22 protein-coding genes are annotated in these 19,651 nt (G+C 69.1%); 11 read left to right on the forward strand and 11 right to left on the reverse strand.

Annotated elements, in window-relative coordinates; translation table 11 throughout:
• Nucleotides 1–12: 12 nt before the first annotated feature.
• The 5 genes from def to AC07XP_RS17440 are packed head-to-tail and all read left to right on the forward strand — an operon-like array spanning nucleotide 13 to nucleotide 3,059.
• Nucleotides 13–534: a peptide deformylase gene (def, locus tag AC07XP_RS17420; protein WP_070063231.1), complete on the forward strand. Its 522-nt coding sequence runs from the start codon at nucleotides 13–15 to the stop codon at nucleotides 532–534.
• On the forward strand, nucleotides 531–1,028 hold the full coding sequence (locus AC07XP_RS17425; RefSeq protein ID WP_495265378.1) for a hypothetical protein: 498 nt from the start codon (nucleotides 531–533) through the stop codon (nucleotides 1,026–1,028). Before def ends, AC07XP_RS17425 begins: the two co-directional genes overlap by 4 nt.
• Nucleotides 1,025–1,981, forward strand: coding sequence for a methionyl-tRNA formyltransferase (fmt, locus tag AC07XP_RS17430; protein WP_495265379.1), 957 nt, complete (start codon nucleotides 1,025–1,027; stop codon nucleotides 1,979–1,981). The genes AC07XP_RS17425 and fmt overlap by 4 nt, the downstream gene beginning before the upstream one ends.
• The gene (locus AC07XP_RS17435; RefSeq protein WP_495265380.1) at nucleotides 1,981–2,721 is read left to right on the forward strand and encodes an AzlC family ABC transporter permease; all 741 of its coding nucleotides are present in this window, start codon (nucleotides 1,981–1,983) and stop codon (nucleotides 2,719–2,721) included. Before fmt ends, AC07XP_RS17435 begins: the two co-directional genes overlap by 1 nt.
• A complete protein-coding gene (locus AC07XP_RS17440; RefSeq protein ID WP_095747259.1) occupies nucleotides 2,718–3,059 on the forward strand; it encodes an AzlD domain-containing protein in 342 nt (113 codons plus the stop codon). The genes AC07XP_RS17435 and AC07XP_RS17440 overlap by 4 nt, the downstream gene beginning before the upstream one ends.
• A 10-nt stretch (nucleotides 3,060–3,069) precedes the next feature.
• On the opposite strand, the gene AC07XP_RS17445 is transcribed toward AC07XP_RS17440, so the two are convergent.
• From AC07XP_RS17445 to AC07XP_RS17470, 6 genes are read right to left on the reverse strand one after another with little or no spacing between them, the layout of a single operon-like run.
• Nucleotides 3,070–4,044, reverse strand: coding sequence for a Bug family tripartite tricarboxylate transporter substrate binding protein (locus tag AC07XP_RS17445; protein ID WP_159274110.1), 975 nt, complete (start codon nucleotides 4,042–4,044; stop codon nucleotides 3,070–3,072).
• Between the two features lie 41 nt (nucleotides 4,045–4,085).
• Complete coding sequence (locus AC07XP_RS17450; protein ID WP_495265381.1) at nucleotides 4,086–5,051, reverse strand: MBL fold metallo-hydrolase; 966 nt, start codon at nucleotides 5,049–5,051, stop codon at nucleotides 4,086–4,088.
• On the reverse strand, nucleotides 5,048–5,266 hold the full coding sequence (locus AC07XP_RS17455) for a DUF2783 domain-containing protein (RefSeq protein WP_495265382.1): 219 nt from the start codon (nucleotides 5,264–5,266) through the stop codon (nucleotides 5,048–5,050). Before AC07XP_RS17455 ends, AC07XP_RS17450 begins: the two co-directional genes overlap by 4 nt.
• Nucleotides 5,263–6,921 (reverse strand): FAD-dependent oxidoreductase, encoded by a 1,659-nt coding sequence (locus AC07XP_RS17460; RefSeq protein ID WP_495265383.1) that lies wholly within the window; start codon nucleotides 6,919–6,921, stop codon nucleotides 5,263–5,265. Before AC07XP_RS17460 ends, AC07XP_RS17455 begins: the two co-directional genes overlap by 4 nt.
• Nucleotides 6,922–6,928: 7 nt before the next feature.
• Complete coding sequence (locus tag AC07XP_RS17465; protein ID WP_495265384.1) at nucleotides 6,929–8,050, reverse strand: alpha/beta hydrolase family protein; 1,122 nt, start codon at nucleotides 8,048–8,050, stop codon at nucleotides 6,929–6,931.
• Complete coding sequence (locus AC07XP_RS17470) at nucleotides 8,043–8,597, reverse strand: VOC family protein (RefSeq protein ID WP_495265385.1); 555 nt, start codon at nucleotides 8,595–8,597, stop codon at nucleotides 8,043–8,045. Before AC07XP_RS17470 ends, AC07XP_RS17465 begins: the two co-directional genes overlap by 8 nt.
• 90 nt (nucleotides 8,598–8,687) lie before the next feature.
• On the opposite strand from AC07XP_RS17470, the gene AC07XP_RS17475 reads away from it, so the two are divergent.
• The 3 genes from AC07XP_RS17475 (at nucleotide 8,688) to pyk (ending at nucleotide 12,436) form a co-directional block, all read left to right on the forward strand.
• Nucleotides 8,688–9,596: a LysR family transcriptional regulator gene (locus AC07XP_RS17475; RefSeq protein WP_062478283.1), complete on the forward strand. Its 909-nt coding sequence runs from the start codon at nucleotides 8,688–8,690 to the stop codon at nucleotides 9,594–9,596.
• Nucleotides 9,597–9,688: 92 nt separating this feature from the next.
• Nucleotides 9,689–10,882: a phosphoglycerate kinase gene (locus AC07XP_RS17480; RefSeq protein ID WP_095950500.1), complete on the forward strand. Its 1,194-nt coding sequence runs from the start codon at nucleotides 9,689–9,691 to the stop codon at nucleotides 10,880–10,882.
• Between the two features lie 105 nt (nucleotides 10,883–10,987).
• Entirely contained in the window at nucleotides 10,988–12,436 is a 1,449-nt protein-coding gene (gene pyk, locus AC07XP_RS17485; RefSeq protein ID WP_062478290.1) for a pyruvate kinase, read from the forward strand.
• Nucleotides 12,437–12,496: 60 nt separating this feature from the next.
• Here pyk and AC07XP_RS17490 read toward each other — a convergent pair whose 3' ends face one another.
• Complete coding sequence (locus AC07XP_RS17490; RefSeq protein ID WP_062478293.1) at nucleotides 12,497–13,513, reverse strand: 1-aminocyclopropane-1-carboxylate deaminase; 1,017 nt, start codon at nucleotides 13,511–13,513, stop codon at nucleotides 12,497–12,499.
• 145 nt (nucleotides 13,514–13,658) lie between these two features.
• On the opposite strand from AC07XP_RS17490, the gene AC07XP_RS17495 reads away from it, so the two are divergent.
• From AC07XP_RS17495 to AC07XP_RS17505, 3 genes are all read left to right on the forward strand, one after another.
• Nucleotides 13,659–14,144, forward strand: a complete 486-nt coding sequence (locus AC07XP_RS17495; protein ID WP_495265386.1) for an Lrp/AsnC family transcriptional regulator — start codon at nucleotides 13,659–13,661, stop codon at nucleotides 14,142–14,144.
• A gap of 154 nt (nucleotides 14,145–14,298) precedes the next feature.
• Entirely contained in the window at nucleotides 14,299–15,363 is a 1,065-nt protein-coding gene (gene fba, locus AC07XP_RS17500) for a class II fructose-bisphosphate aldolase (RefSeq protein ID WP_062478296.1), read from the forward strand.
• A 100-nt stretch (nucleotides 15,364–15,463) separates the two neighbouring features.
• Nucleotides 15,464–16,372: a phosphoribosylaminoimidazolesuccinocarboxamide synthase gene (locus AC07XP_RS17505; protein ID WP_062478299.1), complete on the forward strand. Its 909-nt coding sequence runs from the start codon at nucleotides 15,464–15,466 to the stop codon at nucleotides 16,370–16,372.
• A 12-nt stretch (nucleotides 16,373–16,384) separates the two neighbouring features.
• On the opposite strand, the gene AC07XP_RS17510 is transcribed toward AC07XP_RS17505, so the two are convergent.
• From AC07XP_RS17510 to AC07XP_RS17525, 4 genes are all read right to left on the reverse strand, one after another.
• Nucleotides 16,385–16,828 carry an META domain-containing protein gene (locus AC07XP_RS17510; RefSeq protein ID WP_159274102.1) on the reverse strand — a complete coding sequence of 148 codons (444 nt, stop codon included), beginning with the start codon at nucleotides 16,826–16,828 and terminating at the stop codon, nucleotides 16,385–16,387.
• A gap of 102 nt (nucleotides 16,829–16,930) precedes the next feature.
• The gene (locus tag AC07XP_RS17515; RefSeq protein ID WP_495265390.1) at nucleotides 16,931–18,220 is read right to left on the reverse strand and encodes a type II toxin-antitoxin system HipA family toxin; all 1,290 of its coding nucleotides are present in this window, start codon (nucleotides 18,218–18,220) and stop codon (nucleotides 16,931–16,933) included.
• Nucleotides 18,221–18,269: 49 nt separating this feature from the next.
• Nucleotides 18,270–18,578, reverse strand: coding sequence for a helix-turn-helix domain-containing protein (locus tag AC07XP_RS17520; RefSeq protein ID WP_062481916.1), 309 nt, complete (start codon nucleotides 18,576–18,578; stop codon nucleotides 18,270–18,272).
• 132 nt (nucleotides 18,579–18,710) lie between these two features.
• Nucleotides 18,711–19,631: a tetratricopeptide repeat protein gene (locus AC07XP_RS17525; protein ID WP_495265387.1), complete on the reverse strand. Its 921-nt coding sequence runs from the start codon at nucleotides 19,629–19,631 to the stop codon at nucleotides 18,711–18,713.
• Between the last annotated feature and the right edge of the window lie 20 nt (nucleotides 19,632–19,651).

Below are 19,651 nucleotides of genomic sequence, written 5' to 3' on the forward strand. Positions count from 1 at the left end.
CCCCCCGATTTCATGGCCAAACGAATCATTCTGAGTTACCCCGACAAGCGCCTGCACACGGTGGCCAAGCCGGTGCAGGGCGTGGACGCGCGCATCAAGACGCTGGTCGCCGACATGCTGGAAACCATGTACGACGCGAGCGGCATCGGCCTGGCCGCGACCCAGATCGACGTGCACGAGCGCGTGGTCGTGATCGACGTCTCCGAAGAGCGCAACGAGCCGATCGTGCTCATCAACCCCGAAATCACCTGGGCCAGCGACGAAAAGGTGCTGAATGAAGAGGGCTGCCTCTCGGTGCCCGGCATCTACGACGGCGTGATGCGTTCCACCTCGGTGAAGGTTCAGGCGCTCGACGCCGACGGCAACACCCACACCATCGAGGCCGACGGCCTGCTGGCCGTGTGCATCCAGCACGAGCTCGACCACCTCATGGGCAAGGTGTTCGTCGAATACCTGTCGCCGCTCAAGCGCAACCGCATCAAGAGCAAGCTCCTCAAGCAGCAGCGCGAGGACATGAAAGAAGCACGGGCATGAGCCACCGGGCTGCGTGGTCCTCGCTGGCCGCCGCCGGACTGTTGTTCCTGGCAGGTTGCGTCAGCGAACCCACGCGCATCCCGCCCGGCACCTCCGCCGCCGAAACCCTGCAGCGCCTGGGCGCGCCCACCGGCCGCTACCCGCTCAACGGCGGCGGCGAGCGCCTGCAGTACTCGCGCATGCCGGCCGGCTTCGAGGTGGTCGACATCGACCTCGACGCCTCCGGCAAGGTCGTCTCGGTGACCCAGGTGCTCACCGAGGCGCGCTTCGACCACGACATCCAGATCGACCGCTGGCGCCAGAACGAGGTGCTGGCCTTCTACGGCAAGCCCTACGAAATCAGCCGCGTCAGCTCCTTCGACGGCACCGTCTGGACCTGGCGCTACAAGGCCATCAACGAGCGCCGCATGCTCTATATCTACATCGACCCCACCGGCGTGGTGCGCCGGTACCACACGGGGGATGACCTCGAATTCGAACGGATCCGGGATTGAGCGCGTTGAAAGTCGTTTTTGCGGGCACGCCCGAGTTCGCGCGCGTCGCCCTGGAGGCCATCGCCGCCGCCGGCCATGACATCGTCGGCGTGATGAGCCAGCCCGACCGGCCCGCCGGCCGCGGCATGAAGCTGCAGGCGTCGCCCGTCAAGCAGTGCGCCGTGGCCCACAACTGGCCCGTGGCCCAGCCGCGCAGCCTGCGGCTGGACGGCAAGTACCCCGACGAGGCCACGGCCGCGCGCGACACGCTGCTCGCGTGGCAGCCCGACGTGATGGTGGTCGCGGCCTACGGGCTGATCCTGCCGCAGTGGGTGCTCGACCTGCCGGTGCACGGCTGCCTCAACATCCACGCCAGCCTGCTGCCGCGCTGGCGCGGCGCGGCGCCGATCCACCGCGCCATCGAGGCCGGCGACGCGCAGACCGGCATCACCATCATGCAGATGGACGCGGGCCTGGACACCGGCGACATGCTGCTGCGCGAGGCGCTCGACATCGCCCCCGACGAGAACACCGCCCGCCTGCACGACCGGCTGGCCGCGCTCGGCGGCCGCATGGTGGTCGAGGCGCTGGCGCAGATCGGGCAACTCACCCGCACGCCGCAGCCCACCGAAGGCATCACCTACGCCCACAAGGTCGAGAAGCACGAAGCGCTGATCGACTGGACACAGCCGGCCGCCGCCATCGTGCGCCGTGTGCTGGCCTTCGATCCGTTCCCCGGCGCAAACAGCCCGCTCGGCGGCGAGACCGTCAAGCTCTGGGCCGCGCACGTGGCGGCCGGCCCTGCAGGCGCCGCGCCCGGCACCATCGTCTCGGCCGATGCAACGGGCGTCGCCGTGGCGGCGTCGGACGCCACCGTGGTGCTCACCGAACTGCAACGCCCGGGCGGCAAGCGCCTGCCCGCGGCGGACTTCCTGCGCGGCTTCGACCTGAAGGCCGGCCAGGTCTTCGGCTGATGTTTCTCTCGTCCACGCTGCGCCGCCAGCCCGAGTTTCGCGCCGGCATGCGCGACATGGCCTCGGCCGCGCTCGGCATCGGCGCCTGGGGCCTGATGACCGGCGTGGCCATGGTCAAGTCGGACATGAGCGTGCTCGAGGCCGTGGCGATGACGCTGTTCGTCTACGCCGGCAGCTCGCAGCTGGCCGCCATCCCGCTGCTGGCCGCGGGCGCGCCGGCCTGGGTGATTTTGGCGACCGGCTTCTGCGTCAACCTGCGCTTCGTGGTGTTCAGCCTGCACCTGCGGCCCTACCTCATGCACATGCCGCGCTGGCGCCGCCTGCTGCACGGCTACCTGACGGCCGACCTGAGCTACGCGCTCTTCACGAAGCAGTACACGGCCCCGCCGACCACGCCCGCCGAGCGGCTGGCGCAAGAGGCCTACCTCACCGGCAACTACTTCGTGACCTGGTGCGCGTGGATGGGCATGAGCCTGCTGGGCATCGCGCTGGCCAACCTCATTCCGCAGACCTGGGGCCTGGGCTTTGCCGGCGTGCTGAGCCTGGTGGCCATCGTCTGCTCGATGGCGACGACGCGGCTGCGCGTGCTGGCCGCGCTCATCGCGGGCGCCACGGCGGTCGCGGCCTACGCGCTGCCGCTCAAGCTCAACATCGTGGTCGCGATCGGCGTGGCCGTGCTGCTGTGCTTCTGGCTCGAAAAGCAGTTCGGGCTCGACCCCGACGCGGAGGACGACAAATGAGCGGCGGCGGCACCGACTGGTGGTCCCTGGCCGTGATCGCCGGCCTCGCCGGTGTCACCGTGCTCACGCGCTGCTTCTTCTTCATCCTCGACCGGCCCTGGGGCCTGCCCGAGTGGGCGCACCGCGCGCTGCACTACGCGCCAGCCGCCGCGCTGGCCGGCGTGATCGCGCCCGAGATCGTGATGACGCAGGGCCACCTGATCACCACCTTGCACGACGCCCGCCTCTACGCGGCGGTCGTCGGCGGCGCTTATTACTTCTGGCGGCGCGGCGTGCTGGGCACGATGCTGGCCGGCATGGCGGTGTATCTGCCCCTGCACCTCGGCCTAGGCTGGTGATCGGCTCAGACTAGTCGAGCTTCACGCCGGCGGTCTTGATGATGTTGCCCCAGCGCTCGCTCTCCGCGCGCGAGAGCTTGTAGAAGTCCTGCGGCGTGCCGGGCAGCGCCTCGAAGCCGAACTCCGCAAACAGCTTCACCACCTTCGGCGCCTTCATCGCCTTGTGCAGCTCGGTGTTGATGCGCGCCACGGCCTCGGGCGGCATGCCGGCGGGGCCGATCAGGCCGTGGAAGGCGTAGGCGTTGACGTCGCTGAAGCCGGCCTCGACGAAGGTCGGCACCTCGGGCAACGCACCGGCGCGCTGCGGCAGCGCGATGGCCAGCACCCGCACCTTGCCCGACTTGATGATCGGCAGGCCCGAGGCCAGGTCGAGCATCATCGTCGGCACCTGGCCGCCCATCACGTCGGTCATGGCGGGCGCGGCGCCCTTGTACGGCACGTGCGTGATCGTCAGGCCCGCCTTCTGCTTGAACAGCTCCATCGCCATGTGGTGCGGCGAGCCGTTGCCGGGCGAGGCGTAGCTCACCTTGTCGGGGTTGGCCTTCACGTAGCGCACGAACTCGGCCACGTTCTTCGCGGGGAAGTCGGGGTGTACCACCAGCGCCACCGGGAAGCGCCCGATGGTGCCGATGTAGGTGAAGTCGGTCGCCGGCTTGTAGGGCAGCTTGGCGAACATGTGCTCGTTGAACAGCAGCGCTGCGTTCTCGGCCTGCATGATCGTGTAGCCGTCGGGCTTGGCCTGCATCATCACCGACACGCCGATGTTGGTCGACGCGCCGGGGCGGTTGTCGATGATCAGCGGCTGGCCGAGCGAGGGCTGCATGGCCTCGGCCAGCGAGCGCGCGAGGTTGTCGGTGCCGCCGCCGGCCACGTAGGGCACGATCCATTTCACGGGCTGGCTGGGATAGGCCGCAGGCTGCGCCGACGCGAAGGGTGCGGCGGCGAGCGCGAGGGTCGCGGCCAGCAGGGGAAGGAAGCGCTTCATCGTTTGTTGTCTCCGTTGCTTTGTTGAAAAAAGGGGGCGGCTCAGGTGCCGCGCAGGACCTGCCAGAGCTCGCGGTCGCGCTCGGCGGTCCAGACGACCGGGTGCTCGATGCCGCGCAGCTCGTCGTACGCCCGCGAGACGTCGAAAGGCAGCACGTGCTGGAACACCGGCCAGCCGCCGAAGCGCGGCGTCATGGCCGCCTCGGCGCGCGCGAAGCAGCCCTTGAGCGTCTCGCCCGCGGCGATGCCCGCGCGCACGCTGTCGAGCAGCGTCGAGAGAAAGTCCTTCGTGAGCCCGATCGCCTCGGCGCAGACCGCTTCGCCCTGCAGCACCGCGCCGCGCCCGGGCACCAGCACGCGCGGCTGCAGCGCGCGCACCGCGTCGAGCGTGCCGGCCCAGTCGCCGATGTAGGCGTCGCCCGCGTAGACGCCGCAGTGGTTCTCGACCACGTCGCCCGCAAACAGCACGCCGCTGTCGGGCAGCCAGGCGACGGTGTCGCCGCTCGAATGGCCGCGCCCCAGCGCCATGAGCCGCAGTTCGCGGCCACCGCCCAGCGGCAGCGTCATCTCGCGCTCGAAGACCGTGGTCGGGAAGGTCAGGCCCGGGATCTCTTCCACGCCCGCGAACAGGCGCGGGAAGCGGCCCACCTCCGATTCGAAGTCGGCCTGGCCGCGCGTGCGGATCCAGTCGAGCGTGCCGTTGCTGGCGACGATCTCCTGCACCTCGTCGAAGGCGCTCGCGCCCATCACGCGCACCGCGTGGTAGTGGGTGAGCACGATGGTGCGGATCGGCTTGTCGGTCACGCTGCGGATCGCCGCGAGGAAGTCGCGCGCCATGCGCGGCGTGGGGCGGGTGTCGATCAGCACCACCTGCTCGTCGCCGACGACGAAGCCGCAGTTGGGATCGAAGTCGCTGATGTAGCCGTAGGCGCCCGGTGCGAGTTCCTGCAGGCGGGGCTTCTGTTCGCGGGTGTCGGAGGCGGAAGCGAAAGAGACGGTGGCGGTCATGGGGTGGGTGTCGTGGTCTTGGGGATGTCGTCGTCGGCCTCGGCCGCCGCGCGGATGCAGGCGAGCAGCACGGCCTGGTCGGCGCACTGGTTGGCCAGCAGCAGCACGAGGCGGGCGTTGAGGTCGGCGCTCTGCGCCTCGGTGCGGCCTTCGTGCGCGGCCAGCAGCGCGGCGTAGAAGCCGTCGGGGTCGGGGATGCGGGGCTCGGTGATCATGGGGACGAAGCGGTGAGTGCGAGCGCCGTGCGGACGGCGGCGGCGATCGTGTCGGGGGTGGCTTGCGCAAGGAGCGCAGCGCGGTAGGCATCGGGGCGCACGAGCACGAAGCCGCCCGCTGCACTGGTGTCGAGGCCGAGGTGGCGCGCCAGCGTTTCGTCGGCCTGCAAGGTCGGCAGGCCGCTGTCGCCGCCCACGGCCAGCAGGCGCAGCGGCAGTGCGGCCGTGGCATCGCACGCGGCCTGGGCCTGTGCGCGCGTCGGCGCGAACCACAGGCCCAGGCACTGCGTGCCCTCGGCCAGCAGCTGCATCAGCGTGGTCTGGCGCCCGTCGGCCCAGCGCAGCGGCAGGTTCTGCACCGTGCGCGCGCCCTCGGGCAGCAGCGGCGCGGCGGGGTAGTCGTTGGCGACCGACATGCGGCCCGTGTTGACCAGCGCACGCGCGAAGGTGTGGCGCTTGGCCAGCGCCACCACGGCGCGGCGCAGCGTGTGCTCGGCCGGCGAGCGCGGCGCGAGAAAACGCGCCGACCGGCTCGTGACCGTCAGGTTCTCCTGCGCGGCCGGGCGGCGCTCGGCGTCGTAGCTGTCGAGCAGCGCATCGCCAGCCTTCCCCTGCGCGACCAGCGCGAGCTTCCAGCCGAGGTTGGCCGCGTCCTGGATGCCGGTGTTGCCGCCGCGCGCGCCGAAGGGACTCACCACGTGCGCGGCGTCACCGATGAAGCACACGCGGCCGTGGCGGAAGCGCTCCAGCAGGTGGTCGCGGTAGCCGTACGGGCCGATCCACACGAACTCGAACGCCACGTCGGGCCCGAGCTGTTCGCGCAATCGCGCACCGGCCACCTCGGGGCGGCTGATCTCGGCGGGATCGCAGTCCTCGGGCATCTGGTAGTCGATGCGCCACACGCCGTCGGCCATCAGGTGCTGCCACACGCCGCGGCCTTCGTTGAAGGGCGCATCGACCCAAGTCCAGCGCTCGGTGGGCAGCGGTTTTTCAAAGCGTACGTCGCTGATGCACCAGCGGTCGGTGCTGCGCGAGGCGTGCGAAGCCACGCCGAGCTGCGTGCGGATCGGGCTGTTCGCGCCCGTCGCGTCGATCAGGTGGTCGGCCTCGATCGTGTAGCTGCCGGCGGGCGTCTCGACGTCGATGCGCACACCGTCGGCCAGCGGCTCGACGTGCGTCACGCGGCTCTTCCAGCGCAGGTCGGTCACGCCGAGTTCGAGGATGCGATCGACCAGGAACCACTCGATGTAGAACTGCTGCAGGTTGATGAAGGGCGGCTGCGTCGAGACGCTGGTGGCCTGCAGGTTGAAGTTGTAGACCTCCTCGTCGCCCGAGAAGGTGCGCCCGAACGACCAGGTGACGCCCTTGGCCGCGATGCGTTCGTAGATGCCCAGGCGCTCGAAGATTTCTAGGCTCTTCTGTGCGTAGCAGATGCCGCGCGACGAGGCGCCGCGCACGCCCACGGTGTCGTCCTCGTCGAGCAGCACGGCGCGCACGCCGCGTTGCGCGAGGTCGCAGGCCAGCGTGAGGCCCGAGGGGCCGGCGCCGACGATCACGACCGGGTGGCGCACGATGGTCGTGCCGTTCAGCTCGGGCGGCGGCGTGAAGGGCCAGACCGGCAACTCGTAGGCCGGCGCGAATGCAAAGTTTTCCATGGCTCTTCTACAGCGCGTGCGCGAACTCGGCGATGGCGTCGGCCGCCTGCGGGATCAGCTCGGACTGGCCCGCCAGGTAGTGGTTGCCGCCGACGATGTCGACGTTGCGGATGCGCGCGCCGCCCGCGGCCATCCATGCGTCGCGCGTGCTCGGGAAGGTCGACTGGTCGCCGGTGTAGGTCAGCAGCAGTTGGGGCACCGTGGTGCGCGCGAGGTTGGTGGGCCCGTCGGCCTGCGAGCGCGACGACCACTGCGAGAGGAACGCGGTGAGCGAGGTGGTGCGGCCCATCGCGTTGGCCGAATAGTTCACCTGCCGCGCATCGCCCCAGACGCTGCCGGGCAGGCGCGCATTGGCATCGAGCGACAGGTCGACGCAGCGCGGATCGGCGTGCGTGCGGTAGACGACGAAGGTCTGGTCGCGCGGCGCGCCGGGTGTGCCGCGCAGCAGCGCGAGGCGCTCGAGGCACCACTGCTCGATGCGGTCCATCCGCGCCTTCTGCGCCGCGCTGAAGCGAGCGAGAAAGTCGGCCTCGTAGGGCACGCGGTGGCGCGGGTCGTACATGTCGAGCTCGGGGTCGACCGAGAGCGGGTCGTGCTCGTCGGTCACCGAGGGGTCGATCCAGTCGCGCATGAGCCGCGTGCGGCCCAGGTGCGCGGCGCACAGCGCGAGGCCGTCCACTGGGGGCAGGTCGCTGGCGTGCAGGTGCGTCGGGTCGCCGTCGGGCAGGTGCGTGGCCGTGAGCTGCTCGGCCTGTGCCTGGTAGAAGGCCGAGAGCGCCGCGCCACCCGAGTTGCCGACCAGGAACACCTTCTCGTAGCCGGCCGCGCGCAGGTACTGCACGCCGGCGCCCAGGTCCTGAATCGCACGCTCCATCAGCAGCACCGTGTCGTTGCCGACGAAGCGCGAGTTCAGGCCCATGCAGCAGATGCCGCGCTCGGCCAGCGGGCCGATGAGGTAGTGGCCCATGAAGTTGCTGGTCGGGTGCATCACGATGGCCGCGATCTTTTTCGGCCCCGGCGGCGCGCGGAAGGCGCCGTAGATGCGCGGGCGCAGCAGCTGCAGGCCCGACTGGCTGTCCATGGCCGCGCCGGGCTTCACGTCGATGACGGCAAGTTGCAGCTCAGACATGCGACGCACCTTTCGCTGCGCGAAGCGCCGCCTTGCGCGCGGTCCACGCGTCGAGGTCGGCATGGGCATGGCGCGCGTGCGCGTCCATCTCGGTTTGCGGCACGGTCGGCGTGGTGAGTTCCACGCGGATGCCGTTGGGGTCGAAGAAGTAGATCGACTCGATGATGTGGTGGTCGGTCACGCCCAGCACCTCGATGCCCGCGCCTTCGAGCCGCGCCTTGGCGGCCAGCAGGTCGGCCACCGAGTCGACGCGCAGCGCGATGTGGTTCACCCATGCAGGCGTGTTGGGCGAGGGCAGCGCCGCGGTGTCGTCGCCCAGGTCGAAGAAGGCGATGTACGCGCCGTCGCGCATCTGGAAAAAGATGTGCACGTAGGGGCAGTACTCGCCCGTGCTCGGCACGTGGTCGTTCTTGATGACGTGGGCCAGCGGCAGGCCCAGCAGGTCTTCGTAGAAGTGGCGGGTTTCCTCGCTGTCGCGGCAGCGCCAGGCGAAATGGTGCAGCCCGCGAATGGGTGGGGGCGCCGTGGGGGTGGCGGTCGTCGGCATGTCGTGTCTCCGTTGAGGCCGCGATTGGGCAATGCCGCGTCTTATGATGCAATCGAAATTAATTTATCGATTGATGAAATAACCATATATATGAACCTCACCCTGCGCCAGCTGCGCGCCTTCGCCGCCGTGGCCGAAACCGGCAGCTTCACCACCGCTGCCGGGCAGTTGCACCTCACGCAGTCGGCGCTCAGCGTGCTGGTGCGCGAGCTCGAGCGCGAGATGGGCGTGCAGCTGCTCGACCGCAACACGCGCCGCGTGCAGCTGTCGGAGGCGGGGCGCGAGTTCCTGCCCTCGGTGCACCGGCTGCTCGGCGACCTCACGAGCGCGGTCGCGGGCGTGACCGACCTGCGTGACAAGAAGAAAGGGCTGTTGCGGCTTGCAGCGCCGCAGCTCATGGCCTGCACGCTGATGCCGCGCGTGATCGCCGCCTACCGCGAGGCGTACCCCGACGTGGACGTGCGCCTGGCCGACACGCTGCCCGAGCACCTGCTGCTGGGCGTGGCTGCCGGCGACGTCGAGCTGGCCGTGGGCCAGGACGTGGCGGTAGACGCCGCCGCCATCGAGCGCCGCACGCTGTTTCGCGACCGCCACTGGCTGATCTGCCCGCCTGGCCACGCCTTCGCCAAGCGCCGCAAGGTGCGCTGGCACGAACTGGGGCCCTACACCTTCATCGCGCCCACGCGCGATTTCCGCCAGCGCGTGCTGCCCGAGCTGGGGGCCGAGGAGCGCGCCTTCCTGATGCGGCCGGGCACCCAGGAGGTGTCGTACATGACCACCGCGCTGGGCATGGTGGCCTCGGGGCTGGGGCTGACCGTGTGCCCGACCTACTCGGCGTCGCTGGTGCGCGCGCACGGGCTGCAGATGGTGCGGCTCGAGTCGCCCGACTTCCACCGCGAGGTGTGCGTGTACAGCGCGGCGCGGCGCTCGCTGTCGCCCGCGGCGGCGAGTTTCGTCGGCATCCTCGAACAGTTCGCGACCGCGCAGCCGAAGGCCTGAAAAAGCATCACTGCCCCGCAAGAGACGCGCAGGGGCGCCAGAGGGCGAAAACTACAATGCGGGCAGTCCCGTCTTTCACCATCCTCAGACCCATGAACGTCATTCGATTCACCGACCTCTGTGCGCAAGGCAAGGCCGCCGGCCAGCGCGTCTTCATCCGTGCCGACCTCAACGTGCCGCAGGACGATGCCGGCCGCATCACCGAAGACACGCGCATCCGCGCCTCGGTGCCCTGCATCCAGTTGGCGCTCGACGCCGGCGCGGCCGTGATGGTCACCTCGCACCTGGGCCGTCCGACCGAGGGCGAGTTCAAGCCCGAAGACTCGCTGGCGCCCGTCGCCCAGCGCCTGGGCGAGCTGCTGGGTCGTGAAGTGCCGCTGGTGGCCGACTGGGTCGACGGCGTCGACGTCAAGCCCGGCCAGGTCGTGCTGCTGGAGAACTGCCGCGTCAACAAGGGCGAGAAGAAGAACGACGAAGCGCTGGCCCGCAAGCTGGCCGCGCTCACCGACATCTACGTGAACGACGCCTTCGGCACCGCCCACCGCGCCGAAGCCACCACCTACGGCATCGCCCAGTTCGCCAAGGTGGCCGCGGCCGGCCCGCTGCTGGCTGCCGAGATCGACGCCATCACCAAGGCGCTGGCCCAGCCCAAGCGCCCGCTGGTCGCCATCGTGGCGGGCTCGAAGGTCAGCACCAAGCTCACCATCCTCAAGAGCCTGTCGGCCAACGTCGACCAGCTGATCGTCGGTGGCGGCATCGCCAACACCTTCATGCTGGCCGCGGGCCTTTCGATCGGCAAGTCGCTGGCCGAGCCCGACCTGCTCGACCAGGCCAAGGCCGTGATCGACGCCATGCGCGCGCGCGGCGCCGACGTGCCGATCCCGGTGGACGTGGTCACGGCCAAGACCTTCGCGGCCGACGCGCCCGCCACCGTCAAGGCCGCCACCGACGTGGCCGACGACGACCTGATCCTGGACATCGGCCCGAAGACGGCCGCCATCCTGGCCGCGCAGCTGCGCGAAGCCGGCACCATCGTCTGGAACGGCCCCGTGGGCGTGTTCGAGTTCGACGCCTTCGCGGGCGGCACGAAGGCCATCGCGCAAGCCATTGCCGAAAGCAGCGCCTTCTCGATCGCCGGCGGCGGCGACACCCTGGCGGCCATCGCCAAGTACGGCATCGAAAAGCAGGTCGGTTACATCTCGACCGGCGGCGGTGCCTTCCTCGAGGTGCTGGAGGGCAAGACCCTGCCGGCCTTCGAGATCCTGGCCAAGCGCGCGGCCGGCTGATTCCGGCGGCGGTCCGGCCACGGGAGGGAAATCCCCCGTGGCGACTGACTTCCGTTCGACACACAAAGTGTATACAGTAGCGAATACAAAACGGAGACCCCCTTCATGAGCTCGGACCGCATCCCCCGCCACGCCACCAAGATCGTCGCCACCCTCGGCCCCGCCTCCAGCACGCCGGAATTGCTGGAACAGATGATCCTGGCCAAGGTCAGCGTGGTGCGGCTGAACTTCAGCCACGGCACGGCGCAGGACCACATCGACCGCGCCACCATGGTGCGCGAAGCCGCCCGCAAGGCCGGCCGCGAAGTGGCCATCATGGCCGACCTGCAGGGCCCCAAGATCCGTGTCGGCAAGTTCGCGCAGGGCAAGATCTGGCTCGAACCCGGCGCCAAGTTCGTGCTCGACGCCTCGCGCACCGAGCTGGGCGATGTCGATGCCGTCGGCCTCGACTACAAGGACCTGCCGCGCGACGTGAAGCCCGGCGACAAGCTGCTGCTGAACGACGGCCTGATCGTGCTCACGGTCGACGGCGTCAAGGGCGAGGCGGTGCACACCACCGTCAAGCTGGGCGGCGAGCTGTCGAACAACAAGGGCATCAACAAGCAGGGCGGCGGCCTCACGGCGCCCGCGCTGACGGCCAAGGACATGGAAGACATCAAGACCGCGATGAGCTTCCAGGCCGACTACGTGGCCGTGAGCTTCCCCAAGAACGCCACCGACATGGAAATGGCGCGCCAGCTGTGCAACGTGGCGGCCGCCGAGTACGGCCACAAGCCCGGCATGATCGCCAAGATCGAACGCGCCGAGGCCATTCCGAAGCTGGAAGAAATCCTGCGCGCCAGCGACGGCATCATGGTCGCCCGCGGCGACCTCGCCGTGGAAGTGGGCAACGCCGCCGTGCCGGCGCTGCAGAAAAAGATGATCCGCATGGCGCGCGACATGGACAAGGTGGTCATCACCGCGACCCAGATGATGGAGTCGATGATCACCAACCCCGTGCCCACCCGCGCCGAGGTGAGCGACGTCGCCAACGCCGTGCTCGACGGCACCGACGCCGTGATGCTCTCCGCCGAAACCGCCTCGGGCCGCTACCCGCTCGAGACCGTGCAGGAAATGAGCCGCATCTGCGAAGCCGCCGAGGCCGCCGAAGACAAGACGCTCGACGCCGACTTCAGCGGCAAGACCTACAGCCGCATCGACCAGTCGATCGCCATGGGCGCGCTGTTCACGGCGCACCACCTGGGCGCCAAGGCCATCGTGGCGCTGACCGAGTCGGGCTCCACCATCCTGTGGATGAGCCGCCACCGCGCGCACATCCCCATGTACGCCCTGACCTCGCGCCTGGCCACGCAGCGCAAGCTGGCGCTGTACCGCAACGTGCGCCCGCTGCTCATGGATTCGGAAAGCGACCGCGACACCGCGCTGCGCCAGGCCGAGAGCCACCTGAAGAAGCGCGGCATCGTGCAAAGCGGCGACGTGTACGCCATCACCTGCGGTGAGCCGATGGGCGCGCCGGGCGGCACCAACATGCTGAAGATCTGCAGGGCGAGCTGAGTTCGTTCGCCACAAGACAAAGGCCGGCACATGCCGGCCTTTTTCATTGCGCCGTCTGGTTCAGCCGTTGCGGAACAGGAAGCTGTAGGCGTTGAGCGCCGGCACGCCGCCCAGGTGCGCATACAGCACCTTCGAGCCGGCCGGGAATTCGCCCAGCCGCACTTTCTCGATCATCCCGTGCATCGACTTGCCCTCGTACACCGGGTCGGTCAGCATGCCCTCGAAGCGCGCGCTCAAACGGATCGCCTCCAGCGTGCCCTCGTTCGGCAGCCCGTACTCGGGCCCGCCGAAGCGGCGGTCGAGCACCACGTCCTTCTCGGTGATGTCGCGGCCCAGCTCGACCAGCTCGGCCGTGTTCTTGGCGATGCGCAGGATCTGCTCGTAGGTCTGCTGCGGCTTGGCCGAGGCGTCGATGCCGATCACGCGGTCGGCCCGGCCGTCGGCCGCGAAGCCCACCACCATGCCGGCCTGCGTGCTGCCCGTGACCGAGCAGACCACGATGTAGTCGAACTTGAACCCGAGCTCGGCCTCCTGCTGGCGCACCTCCTCGGCAAAGCCCACGAAGCCCAGCCCGCCGCGCGGGTGTTCCGAGCAGCCCGCCGGGATCGGGAAGGGCTTGCCGCCGGCCGCGCGCACGTCGGCCATGGCCTGCTCCCAGCTCTGGCGGATGCCGATGTCGAAGCCCGCCGCGTCCAGCCGCACGTCGGCGCCGAGGATGCGCGACATCTCGATGTTGCCGACCCGGTCGTACACCGCGTCGGAGTAGTTGACCCAGTTCTCCTGCACCAGCACGCACTTCAGGCCCAGGTGCGCGGCGACCGCGGCCACCTGCCGCGTCTGGTTCGACTGGATGCCGCCGATCGACACCAGCGTGTCGTAGCCGCCTTCGAGCGCCTCGGGGATCAGGTACTCCAGCTTGCGCGTCTTGTTGCCGCCGAAGGCCAGGCCGCTGTTGCAGTCCTCGCGCTTGGCGTAGAGGTCGACCTTGCCGCCCAGGTGGGCGCTCAGGCGCTTCAGCGGCTGGATCGGCGTGGGGCCGAAGGTCAGGGCGTGGCGGGGGAATTTCTTCAGGTTCATCGACGCAGCTCCAAAAGCGGTGAGGGGGTGAAGCTGTCGATCGTAGGAAGAAGGGTTTGCAATGTGCTTGCGAAGTTCGCTGGATTTGGCATTCAAAAGAAGGCAGGATCGCCGAGAAGAAAGCTTTTCATCCGATAAGGAAGCCATGAGCACAACAAAGTTGCGTGCCCCGACCGAGCTCGATCGCACCGACCGCGCCATCCTGCGCGCCCTGCAGCGCGACGCCTCGGTGTCGAACGTGGCGCTGGCCGCCAAGGTGAACCTCAGCGCGCCGGCCTGCCTGCGCCGGGTCGAGCGGCTCAAGGCCGCCGGCTTCATCAAGGGCGTGGTCGCCCTGCTGGACCCCGACGCGCTCGAGGTCGGCATGCTCGTGATGATCGGCGTGGTGCTCGACCGCTCCACGCCCGACTCTTTTGCCGATTTCGAGAAGGCGGCGCAGAAGGTGTCGGGCTGCCTCGAATGCCACGTCGTCACGGGCGAATTCGACTACTTCATGCTCGTGCGCACCCGCGACAACGACAGCTTCAACCGCCTGCATGCCGAGCAGCTGCTGTACCTGCCGGGCGTGCGGCAGATCCGGACCTTCGTGGTGCTCAAGCAGGTGCTGTCGACCACGCAGTTGCCGATCTGAAAAAGTTGAAAAAGAGCTGCGCGCCAGTACCCGTGGCGCCCGGGGTGGCGTCGGCCCTGTCCCACAAGGGGGCTCGGTAGAATCGGGGTAGTTTTCTCCCGACTTTCCGCCTTCTCTTTTTCCCGTCTTTTTCTATTCCCACGAGGTATTTCCCATGGCACTCGTCTCGATGCGCGAACTGCTGGACCACGCCGCCGCCAACGGCTACGGCATTCCGGCCTTCAACGTCAACAACCTCGAACAGGTCCAGGCCGTCATGGAGGCCGCCAAGGAAACCGGCGCGCCCGTCATCCTGCAGGCCAGTGCCGGCGCCCGCAAATACGCGGGTGAAGCCTTCATCAAGCACCTGATCCAGGCCGCCATCGAGCAGTACCCGAACATCCCGCTGGTGATGCACCAGGACCACGGCCAGAGCCCGGCCATCTGCCAGGGCGCGATCGACCTGGGCTTCTCGTCCGTGATGATGGACGGCTCGCTGCACGAAGACGGCAAGACGCCCGCCTCGTTCGACTACAACGTCGACGTGACCCGCAAGGTGGTCGAGCTGGCCCACAAGGTCGGCGTCACGGTCGAAGGCGAGCTGGGCTGCCTGGGCTCGCTCGAAACCGGCATGGCCGGTGAAGAAGACGGCATCGGCGCCGAAGGCGTGCTCGACCACGCCTCGCTGCTCACCGACCCCGAAGAAGCTGCCCAGTTCGTGAAGGCCACGCAGCTGGACGCGCTGGCCATCGCCATCGGCACCAGCCACGGCGCCTACAAGTTCACGCGCAAGCCCACGGGCGACATCCTGTCGATCCAGCGCGTGAAGGAAATCCACGCCCGCCTGCCCAACACCCACCTGGTGATGCACGGCTCGTCGTCGGTGCCGCAGGACCTGCTGGAAATCATCCGCAAATACGGCGGCAACATGAAGGAAACCTACGGCGTGCCCGTCGAGGAAATCCAGGAAGCCATCAAGTACGGCGTGCGCAAGATCAACATCGACACCGACATCCGCCTGGCGATGACCGGCGCCGTGCGCAAGTTCCTGGCCGAGAACCCCGAGAAGTTCGACGCCCGCGAATGGCTCAAGCCCGCACGCGAAGCCGCCAAGCAGATCTGCAAGCAGCGCTACATCGAGTTCGGCTGCGAAGGCCAGGGCGCCAAGATCAAGGGCGACACGCTGCAGGTCGTTGCCGCCAAGTACGCCAAGGGCGACCTGGCGCAGCAAGTCATCTAACGAAGACAGACTGCGCGCCGCAGGCCACCGCTCGCGGTGGCTTTTTTCTGCGCGCACAATCCGCTTTTCCCGTCACCGTTTCCCAGCCGAGCATCCGTCCATGACCACCGTTCACACCTCTTCCATCCAGAGCCTGCCCCTGCTTGCGCGCGGCAAGGTGCGCGACAACTACGCCGTCGGCGAAGACCGCATCCTGATGGTCGCGAGCGACCGGCTCAGCGCCTTCGACGTGATCATGGGCGAGCCCATCCCGGGCAAGGGCGAGATCCTCACCAAGATGGCGCTGTGGTGGTTCGACCGCCTGGGCGCGCTGTGCCCCAACCACCTGACGGGCGAGGCGCCCGAGAGCGTGGTGCAACCCGACGAGGTGGCGCAGGTCACGGGCCGCTCGATGCTGGTCAAGCGCCTGCGTCCGATCCCGGTCGAGGCCGTGGTGCGCGGCTACCTGGCCGGCAGCGGCTGGAAGGAATACCAGGACAACCGCGCCGTCTGCGGCGTGCCGCTGCCCGAGGGCCTGACCAACGCGAGCAAGCTGCCGCGCCCGATCTTCACGCCCGCCGCCAAGGCCGCGGCCGGCGAGCACGACGAGAACATCAGCTACGAGCGCGTGGTCGAGGTCGTCGGCCCCAAGCTGGCGCAGCAGATCCGTGAGGTCAGCATCGCCATCTACGAGGCGGCGGCCCAGATCGCGCTCGCCAAGGGGATGATCATTGCCGACACCAAGTTCGAGTTCGGCCTGGACGAGAACGACACGCTGGTGCTGATGGACGAAGTGCTCACGCCCGACAGCTCGCGCTACTGGCCGGTCGAGGGCTACGAGGCCGCGCTGGCCGCCGGCACCAACCCGCCGAGCTACGACAAGCAGTTCGTGCGCGACTGGCTCGAAGCCACCAAGATCAACGGCAAGCCCTGGGACAAGACGCCCCCGGCGCCGCGCCTGCCGGCCGAAGTCATCGAGAAGACGGCCGCCAAGTACCGTGAGGCGCTGGACCGCCTCACCCACGGCTGATCTGTTTTTTCCCTAGCGGTTGCCGCTGCTGAGCAGCGCGACCGTGCGGCCGCTGCCATCGAGCAGCGCGAGCCGCCCCGGCGCCAGCCGGTAGCTGGCCGTGTTCTGCAGCGCCGACAGGAACTGCGCCTCGTTGGCGCCGCGCACCGGGTCCGCGCAGGCCATGCGGGTCGCGGCCATCTGGCCGAGCTTGAGCGACACGCCCGCGCGCGTGAACGACCCCGTGACGCGGTTGCAGCCGCCCGACCCACTGACCCGTCCGCTGTTGCGATCGAACTGCAGCTGCGCATCGCCGCCCGGCGCGATGGGCTCGTCGCCCAGCTGCACCAGGCGCCACACCGGCCCTTCGATCGGCTCGTCGAGGCTGATGCCGCTGCCGCAACCGGTCAGGGCGGTCAGCAGCAGCGCGGCCGAGGCAATGGCGGGGAGCGCGGTACGGCGGGCGAAGGAACGCATGGCCAATTTTCCTTTTCAATCTGCAACAAGTTAAAACCGGCGCCATCGTATGCGACGCCGTGGCCGGTGCGAAGACAGGCCCGATGGCGCATCCGGGCTTCTTCAGGCCCCGAGGGCCGCCAGGGCGACGCCCCCTGCGAGGCGCGCCTCGACGCAGCGGCGCACGCTGGCGGGCGTGCCGTCCTGCGCCAGCAGCGCGGGCCACTCGGCCTGGGCCTGGCGCACCGTGTCGCGCGCGATGGCCATCAAGCGCGCCGGCCGCAGCAGCCCGGCCGCGCGCAGCAGCGCCTCCAGCGCCGGCCCGTCGAAGGCGCGCAGCGTGGCGTCGATGGCGCGGTTGACGCCGTAGTCGCGCGCCGGCACGTCCTCGAAGAAGGCGGCCACGCAGACCGGGTCGTACAGCGGCGCGAGCATCGGCGCCACGCCGTCGGGGTAGCGCAGCGCCCAGTTCTTCAGGTGCGCGTCGCTGTTGCCCAGCAGGATGAAGGCCACGAGGCGGCGCACGCACTCGCGCACGTCGGCCACCGGGTTCGGCGATAGGCGGTCGAGCACGCGCAGCATGGCGGGCCAGTCGGTGGCCAGCCCGCGGCCGTACTTCTGGCGCGGCTCGTACTGCAGCACCTGCGCGAACTCTTCCATGTGGATGCGCCCGCCCTCGGGCGTGCGGTCGAAGCGGCGCACCGCCAGGATCTGCGCGAAGGGCACCTGCTCGGGCAGGTCGGCGTCGGCCCGGTCGATCACGTGGGCCTGCGCGCAGTCGAGGCCGAGCGCGCCGCACAGGCGGTAGCCGGTGTATTCGTTGGCGACCAGGTCGGGGTGGCGCGTGCTCGGCAGCTTGAGGATGAACGAGCCCGCCGCGCCGTGGCGCTTGACCACGTAGCGCCGCCCGTCCTGCACCGCCGAGAACTTGGTCACCACGCCGGGGATGGCGGCGGCGTCTTCCACCGGCATCTCGACGAAACCCGGTTCGAGCACGTCGAGCCCCAGCGCCGTGTGCCAGTGGCGCACGGTGTCGGGAATGCCTTCGGACGTGGGCACGGGCTCGACCTCGAGCGCGCCCATGAGGTCGTGGCCGGCGGCGGCCAGCAGCTCGAACTCGTCGTCGGCCGCGCAGCCGCGCTGCTGCGCCAAGCGCTCGCGGTTGTGGCCCTCGGGCAGCAGGTTCTGGAAGTAGCTGGGCCAGCGGCCGTCGCTGCGCGAGACGCGAGCGTCGCGCGCCGAGGCCAGGATCGCCCGCGTGGCCGCCTCGTCAGCGCCGCGGTAGGCCAGCGAGAGCGTGGGCCGGCCCGCATCGGCGATGTACGCCTCGTCGAAGGACACGCGCAGGATGTCGCCGTACTGCGAGAGGTACCCGATGGCGCGCCGCCCGCCACCGGGCAGGTGCAGGTGCATCCGCAGGTAGCGGATGCCGGTGTTGAAGGCGGCGCGCGTGCTCACCGTCTCACCGGTTCTCGTCGGCCAGGCTCTGCGCGATGGACGGCGGCGCGCCCACGCCCGCCGGCTGGCCGAGCAGGCGGCCGCCCGAGCGCACGAAGTCTTCGAGCTGCGGGCGCAGGCTGGCGGGCACGGGCATCAGCTCGAGCCCCAGCACGCGCGCCATTTCGAGCAGCGTCGACAGGCGCGGATCGATCTGCCCGCTTTCGATGCGCTGCACCGTCATGCGCGACAGCCCGGCGCGCGTGGCCAGCGCCTCCTGGCTCAGGCCGCCGGCCTTGCGGGCTTTTTCGAGTTCTTCGGTCAGTTGGAGCATTTCAATGCGCTTTTATCGGAAATTGAGTAGCAATGCTATCTATATGGGGCGGTGACGGCAATAAAAAAGCGACCCGCAGGTCGCTTTCTTGTTCAATTGCGCACTGAAAGGCGCAATGCGTCGTTCAGCCGTTCAGCTCAACACCACACTGCTCAGGCGGCGGCGGTACGTGGCCACCACCGGATCGTCCGGCGGAATCTGCCCGTCGGCGACCTTCACCTTCGGCGGCTCGATCACGTCGAGGATCGCGATGTAGGTCTTGCGCGCGAGGTCTTCGCTCCAGGTCTTGTCGCGCATGAGGATGTCGAGCAGCTCGTCCATCGCGTCGGTCCAGCGCTGGGCGGCCATCAGCAGGCGGGCCCGGTTGAAGCGGGCGTCGAAGTCGCGCTTGTTGGCCGCGATCTTGTCGTCGAAGTCGCCCAGCGTCGGCGCCGAGCCGGTGACGGGTGCGGCGAAATCGATGGCGTCCATCCAGCGCTGCAGCGAATCGAAGCGGCGCACCAGCGTGGTCTTGGCGATCACCGGCGCAAAGGCGACCTTGGCGTCGTCGGTGCGGCCTTCCTGCAGCAGCAGCTTGATGTAGTCGAAGCGCGCATCGTCGTTGGCCGGGTCGGTGGCCACGGCGTGCTGCAGCTTCTCGAGCGCGCCCAGGGTGTCGCCCTCGGCCAGCGCTTCCTGCGCGGCGGCGCCTTCCGAAGCCGCTTCGGCTTCGTCCGCGCCCGGCACGTGCTTGTCGAGGAATTCGCGGATCTTCTCGGCCGGAATGGCGCCCACGAAGCCGTCCACCGGCTGGCCGTCCTTGAACATCACGCAGAACGGGATGCTGCGCACGCCGAACATCTCGGACAGCTGCGAGGAAATCTGCGGCACCTTGTCGGCGTCCAGCTTGGCCAGCGTGAAGCGGCCGGCGTATTCGGTTTCGAGCTTTTCGAGCACCGGGCCGAGCTGTTTGCAGGGGCCGCACCATTCGGCCCAGATGTCCAGCAGCACCGGCGTGGCGACCGAGCCTTCGATCAGCTCGGCCTGGAAATTTTCGAGAGTGATGTCGATCATCGGGAACAGCTGGGGGTGAA

This window comes from Variovorax sp. GW531-E2, from assembly GCF_059423125.1.

Coding starts and splice junctions, on each gene's coding strand:
- AC07XP_RS17515 (WP_495265390.1), bottom strand. CDS start 18,220: ATGCACCTGCACCTGCCCGGTGGCGGGCGGCGCGCCATCGGGTACCTC.
- AC07XP_RS17475 (WP_062478283.1), top strand. CDS start 8,688: ATGAACCTCACCCTGCGCCAGCTGCGCGCCTTCGCCGCCGTGGCCGAA.
- AC07XP_RS17425 (WP_495265378.1), top strand. CDS start 531: ATGAGCCACCGGGCTGCGTGGTCCTCGCTGGCCGCCGCCGGACTGTTG.
- AC07XP_RS17440 (WP_095747259.1), top strand. CDS start 2,718: ATGAGCGGCGGCGGCACCGACTGGTGGTCCCTGGCCGTGATCGCCGGC.
- AC07XP_RS17435 (WP_495265380.1), top strand. CDS start 1,981: ATGTTTCTCTCGTCCACGCTGCGCCGCCAGCCCGAGTTTCGCGCCGGC.
- AC07XP_RS17510 (WP_159274102.1), bottom strand. CDS start 16,828: ATGCGTTCCTTCGCCCGCCGTACCGCGCTCCCCGCCATTGCCTCGGCC.
- pyk (WP_062478290.1), top strand. CDS start 10,988: ATGAGCTCGGACCGCATCCCCCGCCACGCCACCAAGATCGTCGCCACC.
- AC07XP_RS17455 (WP_495265382.1), bottom strand. CDS start 5,266: ATGATCACCGAGCCCCGCATCCCCGACCCCGACGGCTTCTACGCCGCG.
- AC07XP_RS17525 (WP_495265387.1), bottom strand. CDS start 19,631: ATGATCGACATCACTCTCGAAAATTTCCAGGCCGAGCTGATCGAAGGC.
- def (WP_070063231.1), top strand. CDS start 13: ATGGCCAAACGAATCATTCTGAGTTACCCCGACAAGCGCCTGCACACG.
- AC07XP_RS17490 (WP_062478293.1), bottom strand. CDS start 13,513: ATGAACCTGAAGAAATTCCCCCGCCACGCCCTGACCTTCGGCCCCACG.
- AC07XP_RS17450 (WP_495265381.1), bottom strand. CDS start 5,051: ATGACCGCCACCGTCTCTTTCGCTTCCGCCTCCGACACCCGCGAACAG.
- AC07XP_RS17470 (WP_495265385.1), bottom strand. CDS start 8,597: ATGCCGACGACCGCCACCCCCACGGCGCCCCCACCCATTCGCGGGCTG.
- AC07XP_RS17445 (WP_159274110.1), bottom strand. CDS start 4,044: ATGAAGCGCTTCCTTCCCCTGCTGGCCGCGACCCTCGCGCTCGCCGCC.
- AC07XP_RS17460 (WP_495265383.1), bottom strand. CDS start 6,921: ATGGAAAACTTTGCATTCGCGCCGGCCTACGAGTTGCCGGTCTGGCCC.
- AC07XP_RS17495 (WP_495265386.1), top strand. CDS start 13,659: ATGAGCACAACAAAGTTGCGTGCCCCGACCGAGCTCGATCGCACCGAC.
- AC07XP_RS17465 (WP_495265384.1), bottom strand. CDS start 8,050: ATGTCTGAGCTGCAACTTGCCGTCATCGACGTGAAGCCCGGCGCGGCC.
- fba (WP_062478296.1), top strand. CDS start 14,299: ATGGCACTCGTCTCGATGCGCGAACTGCTGGACCACGCCGCCGCCAAC.
- AC07XP_RS17520 (WP_062481916.1), bottom strand. CDS start 18,578: ATGCTCCAACTGACCGAAGAACTCGAAAAAGCCCGCAAGGCCGGCGGC.
- AC07XP_RS17480 (WP_095950500.1), top strand. CDS start 9,689: ATGAACGTCATTCGATTCACCGACCTCTGTGCGCAAGGCAAGGCCGCC.
- AC07XP_RS17505 (WP_062478299.1), top strand. CDS start 15,464: ATGACCACCGTTCACACCTCTTCCATCCAGAGCCTGCCCCTGCTTGCG.